Annotated in this window: 7 protein-coding genes and 1 pseudogene; 5 read left to right on the forward strand and 3 right to left on the reverse strand. The window is 65.1% G+C overall.

Features of this window, described 5'->3' with window-relative positions:
- Nucleotides 1-198 precede the first annotated feature (198 nt).
- Complete coding sequence (locus VHL31_RS19995; RefSeq protein ID WP_329663000.1) at nt 199-594, reverse strand: RidA family protein; 396 nt, start codon at nt 592-594, stop codon at nt 199-201.
- Nucleotides 595-747: 153 nt separating this feature from the next.
- Between VHL31_RS19995 and VHL31_RS26745 the strand changes: the two are divergent.
- The 5 genes and pseudogenes from VHL31_RS26745 to VHL31_RS20025 all read left to right on the forward strand — a co-directional run bounded on the left by VHL31_RS26745 (nt 748) and on the right by VHL31_RS20025 (nt 6,063).
- Nucleotides 748-1,643 (forward strand): annotated as a pseudogene (locus VHL31_RS26745) (LysR family transcriptional regulator).
- A 271-nt stretch (nt 1,644-1,914) separates the two neighbouring features.
- Complete coding sequence (locus VHL31_RS20010; RefSeq protein ID WP_349262500.1) at nt 1,915-2,829, forward strand: sugar-binding protein; 915 nt, start codon at nt 1,915-1,917, stop codon at nt 2,827-2,829.
- A gap of 72 nt (nt 2,830-2,901) precedes the next feature.
- A complete protein-coding gene (locus tag VHL31_RS20015; RefSeq protein ID WP_329663004.1) occupies nt 2,902-4,410 on the forward strand; it encodes a sugar ABC transporter ATP-binding protein in 1,509 nt (502 codons plus the stop codon).
- Nucleotides 4,411-4,423: 13 nt separating this feature from the next.
- Entirely contained in the window at nt 4,424-5,416 is a 993-nt protein-coding gene (locus VHL31_RS20020; RefSeq protein WP_329663005.1) for an ABC transporter permease, read from the forward strand.
- Nucleotides 5,413-6,063: an RraA family protein gene (locus VHL31_RS20025; protein ID WP_329663006.1), complete on the forward strand. Its 651-nt coding sequence runs from the start codon at nt 5,413-5,415 to the stop codon at nt 6,061-6,063. The genes VHL31_RS20020 and VHL31_RS20025 overlap by 4 nt, the downstream gene beginning before the upstream one ends.
- Nucleotides 6,064-6,233: 170 nt before the next feature.
- Here the strand turns inward: VHL31_RS20025 and VHL31_RS20030 are convergent, their stop codons facing one another.
- Both VHL31_RS20030 and VHL31_RS20035 read right to left on the reverse strand, forming a co-directional pair.
- Nucleotides 6,234-8,939: an MAC/perforin domain-containing protein gene (locus VHL31_RS20030; protein WP_329663007.1), complete on the reverse strand. Its 2,706-nt coding sequence runs from the start codon at nt 8,937-8,939 to the stop codon at nt 6,234-6,236.
- Between the two features lie 8 nt (nt 8,940-8,947).
- A complete protein-coding gene (locus tag VHL31_RS20035; RefSeq protein ID WP_329663008.1) occupies nt 8,948-9,622 on the reverse strand; it encodes a hypothetical protein in 675 nt (224 codons plus the stop codon).
- Nucleotides 9,623-9,867: the final 245 nt, after the last annotated feature.

Raw genomic sequence — 9,867 nt, forward strand, 5'->3', positions numbered from 1 at the left:
ACGGCATCAAGGGCCTCGTATAAGACCGACCGGGGCTTCGATGATCGGCGCTATCAGGTACGTGCTACGTGCCCGAAGCCATCGACCGCTCACTATGTCCGGCATCCCAAGGCACTGCAGAGCCTTTCGCGCCAGTCTCCCATGGCGCGGGAAGCGGCCTGCATCTTCCATGGCTTCTGGTGGAATGACTGGCCGGGGTCAGCCGGCATGTGCGACGGCGCGGATCTCGATCAGCTGCTCGGGGAACGCCAGCCCCGACACGCCGATCAACGTACCGGCTGGCCGGTGCTGTCCCACATAGTCCTTGAACAGGCGGACGCACGGTTCGAAATGCTCCTTCGGGTTCGTGAGATAGATCACGATCTCGGCGATGTTCGATCGCGTGACGTTGAACCCGGCCAGCACACGATCGAGGTTCTCCAGCGTCCGCCGTGCCTGCACCTCGAAATCGCCTTCGCCGACGAATGTGCCCTGCATGTCGTGGGAGAACTGCCCGGAAATGTAGATCGTCCCGTTGACGCTGTAGCCTTGGGTGACGCCGTAGGCCTGTTCCCAGGGAACGCCGTGGTCGTAGATGGTGGCCTTGCTCGCCATGTCGATTGTCCCGGTTGATTGTCATGGTCCGTCGCGCCACGGATCGGCGTGAAGCCGTGGCGATTACGACGGGGCGTCGAGCCTGTAGCCGGTCCATTGACGAACGGAATTCGCCACTGACGCGACGTTTCCTTACGGCCATCGGAGTTGCTCGTGCTGCGCGCAAACCTGAACGAGATTCTCGTCTTCATGGCCGTCGCCGATGCAGGAAGCTTCATCGCCGGGGGAAAGGCAGTGGGCCTCACCAGGTCGGCGTCGGGCAAGGCCATCAGCCGCCTGGAAGACAAGCTTGGCACACGCCTGCTGAACCGTACGACCAGGACGCTGAGCCTCACGGACGAGGGCCGGCTGCTCTACGATCACGGTCACCGGATCCTCGCGGCGATCGACGACGCGGAGGCCAGCGTGATGGGACGGCCCGGCACGCCAGGCGGGCTCCTGCGGCTGACCGTTCCCGATGCCTCGGGCGGCTCGTGGTTCTACCGTTGCTGAGAAACTATCTTGAGACCTGGCCGGACGTTCAAGCCGAAGTGAGCTTCACCGACCGTCAGGCCGACATCGTCGAGGAAGGCTTCGACTTGGCTGTCCGGATCGGCCGTGCCACCTCGGATACGCGGCTCGTGTCCCGCGTCGTCGCGAGATACAGGGCCCTTCTCTGCGCCTCACCGACCTACATCGCCCATCATGGTGAGCCGTCCGACGTCGACGAACTCTCGATGCACGACTGCCTGATCTTCAGTAGTCGAGGCCGACGCCAGAGCTGGCGCTTTCGCGGCGATGACGGCTCCTGGGCCAAAGCGCAGGGCCGGAGCCGCTTGAGGATGGACAGTGCGGAAGCCCTTCGGGATGCCGCCGTCGCAGGACTCGGCATCGCATTCCTGCCGGACTTTCTCGTTGCCGCGGACTTGGCTGCCGGCCGCCTGCAGCGGGTGCTATCCATCCTCGACGTCGAGGGCGTCGAGATCATGGCGATCTATCCGAGCAGACGTCTGCTGGAACCTCGCGTGAGGCGCTTCATCGATCTCCTGGTCGATGAGCTCAGAACCTGAGGGCATGAAGGAGTCCTTCGACGATCAAGAGGACTGCTGTGTCGCCTGGCAGCAAGTCAGGCCGGTCGCTCCTTCGGACCGGTTCGGAAAAAGGCATTTAGATCCTACCTTACCTCTCCTTCCGCTTTCTGCCATAGACGCTGGACGCACCCTCCGGGGACGCATTAATAATACAAGTGCGCGCAGCGGTTGCCAAAGGGCCGAGCGCTCGGGATCAGGGAGGTTCTACGTGAAGAGACGCGGAATCGTCGCGCTGTGCGCGGCTGCTTTGATGCTGTCGGTGGGTGTCGGCGCGGCATCGGCCCAGGAGAAGAAGACCCTGGCGCTGGTGACCAATGCCTCGGCGGACTTCTGGACGATTGCCCGCCGCGGCACCGAAAAGGCCCAGGAAGAGCTGCCGAACTACAATGTCGAGTTCTACGTGGTCGCCGAGGCGACGGCGGCCGAGCAGCGCCGCATCCTGGACGACCTCCTGACCAAGGGCGTGGCCGGCGTCTCGATCAGCTCGATCGACCCCGCCAACTCCACCGACATCCTGAACCGCGTGGCCGAGCAGGCCGTCCTGTTCACCACGGACAGCGATGCGCCGCAGAGCAAGCGCATCGCCTATATCGGCACCGACAACCGTCAGGCCGGCGTGCAGGCGGGCGAACTGATCAAGAAGGCACTGCCCGACGGCGGCAAGATCATGATGTTCGTCGGCACCATGGGTGCGGCGAATGCGATCGAGCGCGTGGACGGCATCAAGCAGGCGCTGCAGGGCTCCAACGTCGAGATCATCGACATCCGCACCGACGAGGTCGACTTCGCCCGCGCGAAGCGCAATGTCGAGGACACGCTGACCAAGTACCCGGACATCTCGGGCCTGGTCGGTCTCTACTCCTACAACACGCCGCAGATCGTGGAAGCCGTGCGCGCCGCCGGCAAGACCGGTGCGGTCAAGGTCATCGGCTTCGACGAGGACCCGGTCACGCTGCGCGGCATCGCGGACGGCATCGTGGACGCCACCGTGGTGCAGCAGCCCTTCGAGTTCGGCTACCAGTCGATGATCGGCCTGGCCAAGGTCATCGAGGGCGACAAGTCGTTCATTCCCGAGAACGGCCTGATGATCGTGCCGACCAAGGTAATCGACGCGTCCAACGTCGAATCCTTCCAGCAGGAAATGCGCGAACTCGTCTCCAAGTAAGCGCCTTGTGCAGGCGGGGGAGCGTCGGCTCCCCGGCCTTGTCCCGTCATGCTCTCAACGGATGAACCGGCGATGTCCAAGCCTTTCCTGGAACTCCTGGACATCACCAAGACCTATCCAGGCGTCACCGCCCTTTCCAACGTCAGCCTGTCCGTCTCGCCTGCCGAGGTGGTCGGCCTGATTGGCGAGAACGGGGCCGGCAAGTCGACGCTCATGAAGATCCTGGGCGGCGTGGTCGAGCCGACCAAGGGCCGGATCATGGTGGATGGGGCGGAGCGCTCCGCCCTCACCGTCACCGATTCGATGAAGGCCGGAATCGCGTTCGTTCACCAGGAGCTCAACCTTTTCGAGAACCTGGACGTCGCCGCCAATATCTTCATCGGCCGCGAACCCCGCTCGGGTGGCTTCCTCAACCTGGTCGACAAGGCCGAGACCCGCCGCCGCGTGGCCCCCCTGCTCCAGCGTCTCGCTGTCGATTTTGGCCCGGACACGCCCGTGGCCGAATTGTCCATCGCCGAGCGCCAGATGGTCGAGATCGCCAAGGCGCTCTCCCTGGACGCCCGGCTCATCATCATGGACGAGCCGACCTCCAGCCTGACGCTGTCGGAGACCGACCGGCTCCTGTCGGTGATCGCCGAACTGAAATCCCACGGCGTCGCCATCGTCTATATCAGCCACCGGCTGAACGAGGTGAAGGCTTGCGCCGACCGCGTGGTCTGCCTGCGCGACGGCAAGCTGGTCGGCGAACTCGCCAGGGACGAGATCGAGCACCCGGCCATGATCCGGCTGATGATCGGCCGCGACCTGAAGTCGGTCTATATCCCGCCCAAGCATGCGCCGAAGGAAAGCGGCCTCACGCTCACCGACGTGCGCACCTCCGCCTTTCCCGACTTCCCGGTCACCATGACGATCCGCCGTGGCGAGATCCTGGGCCTGGCCGGGCTGATCGGGTCGGGCCGAACCTCGCTCGCCCGCGCCATCTTCGGCATCGACCCGCTCGTCGCCGGCACCGTCGGCCTGGACGGCCAGACGCTCACGATCGCCTCGCCCCAGGACGCCATCGCCAAGGGCATCTACCTGGCGCCAGAAGATCGCAAGCGTTCAGGATTGATCCTGGAGTTCCCGATCCGCGAGAACGTCACCCTGGCCGACCTTTGGACCTACGCGCCCTCCTGGCTGATCAAGCGCGATGCCGAGAAGACCATGGCCGACAAGCAGCGCGTGCGCCTGGGCATCAAGACGCCCTCGGTCGAGACCACCGCGATCTCCCTGTCCGGCGGCAACCAGCAGAAGGTCGTGCTCGCCAAGTGGCTGTCGATGCGCCCGCAGGTGATCGTGTTCGACGAACCCACCCGCGGCATCGACGTCGGTGCCAAGGCCGAGATCTACCAACTCATGCGCGAGCTGGCCGAGGCCGACGTCGCGATCCTGATGATCTCCTCCGACATGGAGGAAGTGATCGGCGTCAGCGACCGGGTCGCCGTCATGCACGAGGGCAGCATCGCGGGCTTCCTTGGCCGCGAGGACCTGTCGGAACATTCCATCCTCGAACTCGCCGTCGGCCATAAAGCAGCCGCCTGACCGGAAAACAGCCATGCATAAGAAAGATCTGGGCCTTCTCGTCCTGGTCCTCGTGATCGGCGCCATCACCACCGCGCTGAACCCGGTCTTCCTGTCGCCGGTCAACCTCGTCAACATGGCCAACCTGATCGGGTTGTTCGGCATCTTCTCGATCGGCCAGGGGCTCGTGATCATCACGGGCGGCATCGAGTTGTCGGTAGGCTCGATGTTCGCGCTGATCGGCGTGATCTTCGTCGACCTCCTGGTCAACTACGAGCTGGCCTGGCCGCTGGTCGTCCTGGTCGCGATCGGCCTGGGCCTCGTCTTCGGCGCGATCCACGGCTTCCTGGTGACGCGCCTGAACCTGCAGCCCTTCGTCGTCACCTTGTGCGGCCTCCTGATCTATCGGGGCATCGCCCGCTGGTACATGGCGGACGCCACCATCGGCTTCGGCTATGGCGACTTCGACACCCTGTTCTGGCTGGCCTCGGGGCGCACCTTCGGCATCCCGCACACCTTCATCGCCTTCGTGATCGTGGCGGTCGTGATGTACGTCGTCCTCCACAAGTCGGTGTTCGGCCGCCACCTGCTGGCCGCCGGCAAGAACGAGGAAGCCGCCCGCTTTTCCGGCATCAACACCCGGGTCGTGATCGCATCCGCCTACATGATCAACGGTGCGCTGGCCGGCCTCACGGCTCTGTTCCTGGCCTTCTACACCTCCTCCGTCTCGCCCTCCGCGCACGGCAGCTTCTACGAGCTATACGCCATCGCGGCGGCCGTGCTCGGCGGCTGCTCGCTCCGCGGCGGCGAAGGCTCGATCGTCGGCATCGTGCTCGGCACCATCCTGCTGCAGATCCTGCAGAACCTGGTGAACCTCCTGGGCATCCCGACCTCGCTCAATTTCGCCGTCATGGGCACCGTCATCCTGGCCGGCGTGTTGACCGATCAGGCCCTGCAGCGCCGCCGTGCCGCCAAGGTCGCCGAGCAGCAGCGCGCCAAGGTCGTCGCATCCGGAGCCGCTGCATGAGCACGAACCTGACCGAACGCCTGAATGGCTGCTACACCGGCGCCGTCTTCGACGTCATGCGGGAGATGGGCCACGACCGCTGCATCCTCCCGCGCGACATCCGTGCGCTGGACCCGGACACGAAGACCGCCGGCCCCGTCTTCACCCTGCGCGGCCGCCCCGACGACACCGTCTCGCCCCACGACACGCTGCTCGCCTGGACCGGCTTTCTGTCCAAGGCGCCGTCCGGCCATGTCGTCGTCTGCCAGCCCCAGGACGACGTGCGCGCGCTGATGGGCGAGCTGTCCGCCGAGACCCTCCATGCCAAGGGCGTGCTGGGCTATGTCGTGGATGGCGGCTGCCGTGACCTGGGCTTCATCCGCAAGCTCGGCTTCCCCGTCTTCCACCGCTTCGCCACGCCCCGCGACGTGGTCGGCACCTGGATCCCTGAAGCCTTCGGCGAGCCGATCACCATCGGCAACATCCGCATCGCCAACGGCGACTACATCCTGGCCGACATTGACGGCGTGGTGGTGATCCCGGCCAACCTGGCCGAGCAGGTCATCACCCGCTGCGAGGAGGTGATGCAGACCGAGAGCCTCGTGCGCAAGGCGATCCTGGAAGGCGTCGATCCCCAGGAAGCCTATCTGCGGCACGGCAAGTTCTAGCGCCGCCTCGCCGGCCCCGGCCGGTGCCAGGCACGGACAGGGCAGGCACCCCGGCCATGCTGGCCGGCATCGAGCCGGCCCAGCCTCGAGCGCCATTCCAGGCGCCGGTCAGCTCTCGTCACCCAGCAGGCGGCCGACCAGGTCGACGGGCTTGACGGAAAACGGCGCGCTCAGCCCGATATAGTCGACCGTCGTGATCGTGCCGAGGCGCAGCGGCGTGCGGTCGACGCGGGATGTCGAGGAGACTTCCGCAGCGATCTCGCCGACGATGGAGCCTTGGTCGAGGGCATCGATCGGATAGATGTTCGGTCCTCCTGCCAAGCCGACCTGGGATACGGAGGCATGAGGTAGGTTTCCCAGCACGTTCCCCTGCATGGCTTGGCGAGGTCGGCATCGGCGATCGTGGTCGCCAGGGACGTCAGACGCACGCCGAACTGCGTCAGCGGCTTGCCCTTGCTGAAGCGCTCGACGGCGATCATGGATGGCGCACCACCGATGAACTCGGAGAGCCTGGCATCGACTCCGCTGCGCCGGACGACGCTGGCATCGTCGTTGGTCGAGAAGAAGCGGGCGGTCGTGGAGGCAGGTGCCAGGACAGTGCATATGACGGGCCACCTGGTCGGGTCACCCATGGCCGTCGGTATGCTCGGGCGCGGCAGGTGCATGTTGTACGAGCGGGTCCAGTTGCAACCGAGCGTGTTGAGGTCGAGGCCGACTTCATAGAAGTCGACCAGGGACGGGTTCAGTGGCGCTGCGGTGAAATCGGGTCCCTTCAGCACGGCGGCGACGGCGTCCCGCAGACCGTGGATGATCAGCGGATCCTCGAAGAGAGGAGAGGCCAGGAGGTCCGACAACGGGCGCAGGTCGAGGAAGATCGGCACGCCGTCGGTGCCGACCGACACGTCGCCGGTAGAGCTGCACGTGGCGCCACCGATACAGGTCCAGCTGCCCTCGTCCGTCTTGAGCGCCCGGGAGAGGTTCGTCGCCTGGTCCTTGTTGGTCTGGGAGTTCCAGCCTGCCGAAGCCTTGCCGTTCAGTCCGACCGGTCCGAGCTGAAGGTTGCCCGATACTTCCCACTTGAGCCCCATGTCGACGCTCGTGCCTTCGGCGACCAGGGTCTGCAGCGCACTGGCACTGTACTGATTCACCTTCATGAGCTTGGCGCCAAAGGTGATCGCGTGGGCGAAGTGGGTGCCGTAGAGGTCGACGAGCTTGTCGGGCGTCAGCCTGTCGTCGAGCGATTCGGGGCATTCGGTGGAGCCGGTGTCGGGCAGGTCGCCCAGGTAGGCAGGCGGTTTCGCGCCCGGCCCCGCCGCACGGAGCACGGTGCGCACGAAGCACCGGTCGAGCTTGGCCTTGCGTGGATCGAGCACCATCGCGTGGCTGCGGGACACGATGTAATGGTAGGAGCGCATCTTCTCGTCGGTGGTGACGGCTTGCGCCTCCTTGGTCACCGTGTCGTTGTGGCTGAAGTCGACGCCCGCGAACGAGAAGCCGAAACCGGTGCCACCGCTGTAGCTCGACGAGATGTCCGAGGACGAGGTCGCCATGGTCGAGAAGAAGGCGCCATCCGTGTAGATGTCGCTGACATAGGTCCAGCCGAAGGGGATCACGTAGCGGCCCGACACGTCATAGTCGGCCGAACCGTCCTCCGGCAGGGCGAAGAGGTAGCGGCCCTGGTCGCATCCGGTCTCCTGGAAGGAGGTCGGGCTCATGCGGTTGACGTGATAGCAGCCGCGATGGCTGAAGGGAAAGTTGGGCGGCTGCTGGGGCGCCACCCAGACCTCGTTCCATTTTTGCTGGTGCACGCCTGGAAGGGGTGGCGGCAGGTGGTAGTAGCGCGAGGCCGGATCGAGGTGCTGCGTATGCGGCTCGACGGTGAAGCTGCTGCCGCCGTCGACGAAGCCGACAGCCCCCAGGTCGACGCCATCTTCATCCTCCAGGCGATAACGGCCGATCGTCGCGACGTCGGCCTTGAGCGTCAGCCGCCGGTCGTCGACCGTCGTCAGGAGGAAGTCGTCGCCCGATGGAGCCAGGCCCAGGAACGGCTCCATGACGTAGATGCCATGCCGGCCGGCTTCGACGCCTTGCAGGGCATCCTTGACCGGCCCCACCGCGGACGAATCGCCGACCACCCATGCCCCGGTCACCAGCGACGGCACGCGCGCCAGCATGCCGGTCTTGTCCTGGGCCGCGCTCAGCAGATCGAGCGGAAGCGTCGGCACATACCATCGCTTCGTCTCCTTCGCACTCGCCGCGAGCTGCGGACCATCGAGCAGGCGCGACCAGATGCGGACGTTGCCGATGCTGCCCAGGAAGCTGCCGTCGCCGATGCCGACCGTGATCGGTGCCGGCTGGCCGGCCGTGCTCGTGTCCTTGAAGACGGTCGAGAGGCTCGCCTGCTGCACGCCGTCGACCCAGAGCTCGGTCGAGGTGCCGCCCAGGAGGAGCGCCAGATGGAACGGCAGGCTGGCGAAATCGCGGCCGGCGATGGTGACATCGTGCTCGTTCAGGTCCTGGTCGATGATCCGCAGCGTGGCGCCGTCCTTGCTGCGCAGGATCCCCAGTCGCTGCCCGGTCTGGCTGACCTCGATGAGGATGGCGCTCAGGTCCGTCGCGGCCTGCCCGGCCTTCGGCACGGCCGGCACCACCTGCATCTCGATCGTCTGCACGTCGGCGCGGGCGAGATCGTCCTTGGCACCGAGCAGCAGCCTGTCCTGGGCGGCCCCATTGAAGTCGTGGACGAAATCCGCGGACAACGCCGGGATCGTCGGCAGCGCCGACAGCGCGAGGACGAGCACCAGGATGGCCCGGGTCCATGAAGCGGCCACCCCTGCTGCAGGACGAAGGCAGGATGGCAGGGCGGCGGCTGGCATGATTGCTCCTAGGGACGGGTACCGCGATCGATATCGACCTGCATCACACGCGTACGATCCGCCGCGTAGTATCGATTGACGAACACGGACACGCTCTCATTGTTGTTGCCGTTCTGGCGAAAGTCTTCGTTGACGGACCTATAGTATTCGAACCGGTCGTTGGCAGCGATCGCGGGCAACGGCTGTGCGGCACCGGCGTTCAGGCCGGTCCTGATGTTGTCGAACGAGCTCATGACCGTGGTCACGTGCTGAGCATATTGCTGGATCGTGCTGGTGCTGTCGAAGTCGGTTTCGTTCGAAGCGATATAGGTCCGGATGTCCTGGAACAGGTCCAGGTCGCTACGGCCGGGCTTAGCGTCGATGGCACGCCAGGCGTCCGATGAAGCGGTGATGTCGCGCGTCATCGCGTCGGTCGTCGTCATCTGCCGGTTGGTGGAGACGCTCGCGATCGCGTCCATGATGGCGAGCGGTGGTGTGAACTCGTAGGGCTCGTTCTGCTGGGCCAACCCTGCATGCGTGTGCAGTCCGGTCTGCTCGAAGGCGCGGTTGCGGACGACCTTCTCCTTGGACTGCGCGGTCATGTCGCCGGCCGGCGGGTTGCGGGTGCCGTTGATGAAGTTCTGCTGCGTGTCGTGCGCCACGTGAGCCATGAACTGTAGCTGCGCGCTGATCGATAATGGCATGTCCGATCCCCAGGCAGATGACCAAAAACATCGACAGCCGAGCGGCCGATACGCTCGAGCAGGGTTGATCAGCCGGACCGTCCTTCGTCTCGTGTGCGCGGCTTTTCGTCTTTCCGGAATGGCAGCAAGAGCAGCATCGTATTCTGTAGATACATCGTGGCTGGCAAGATGACGGTACGCCGAACATGCCTGGAAAGATCTACACATGCAATTTGGTAGATCTTGAAGTTGTCGTGCTGCCGTCT

Origin of the sequence: Geminicoccus sp. (genome assembly GCF_036263595.1) — a bacterium.
Classification (GTDB): Bacteria; Pseudomonadota; Alphaproteobacteria; order Geminicoccales; family Geminicoccaceae; genus Geminicoccus.

Bases quoted from the DNA above. Each gene is read 5' to 3' on its own strand.
- VHL31_RS20020 (WP_329663005.1), top strand. From the start codon at position 4,424: ATGCATAAGAAAGATCTGGGCCTTCTCGTCCTGGTCCTCGTGATCGGC.
- VHL31_RS20010 (WP_349262500.1), top strand. From the start codon at position 1,915: ATGCTGTCGGTGGGTGTCGGCGCGGCATCGGCCCAGGAGAAGAAGACC.
- VHL31_RS20035 (WP_329663008.1), bottom strand. From the start codon at position 9,622: ATGCCATTATCGATCAGCGCGCAGCTACAGTTCATGGCTCACGTGGCG.
- VHL31_RS20030 (WP_329663007.1), bottom strand. From the start codon at position 8,939: ATGCCAGCCGCCGCCCTGCCATCCTGCCTTCGTCCTGCAGCAGGGGTG.
- VHL31_RS20025 (WP_329663006.1), top strand. From the start codon at position 5,413: ATGAGCACGAACCTGACCGAACGCCTGAATGGCTGCTACACCGGCGCC.
- VHL31_RS20015 (WP_329663004.1), top strand. From the start codon at position 2,902: ATGTCCAAGCCTTTCCTGGAACTCCTGGACATCACCAAGACCTATCCA.
- VHL31_RS19995 (WP_329663000.1), bottom strand. From the start codon at position 594: ATGGCGAGCAAGGCCACCATCTACGACCACGGCGTTCCCTGGGAACAG.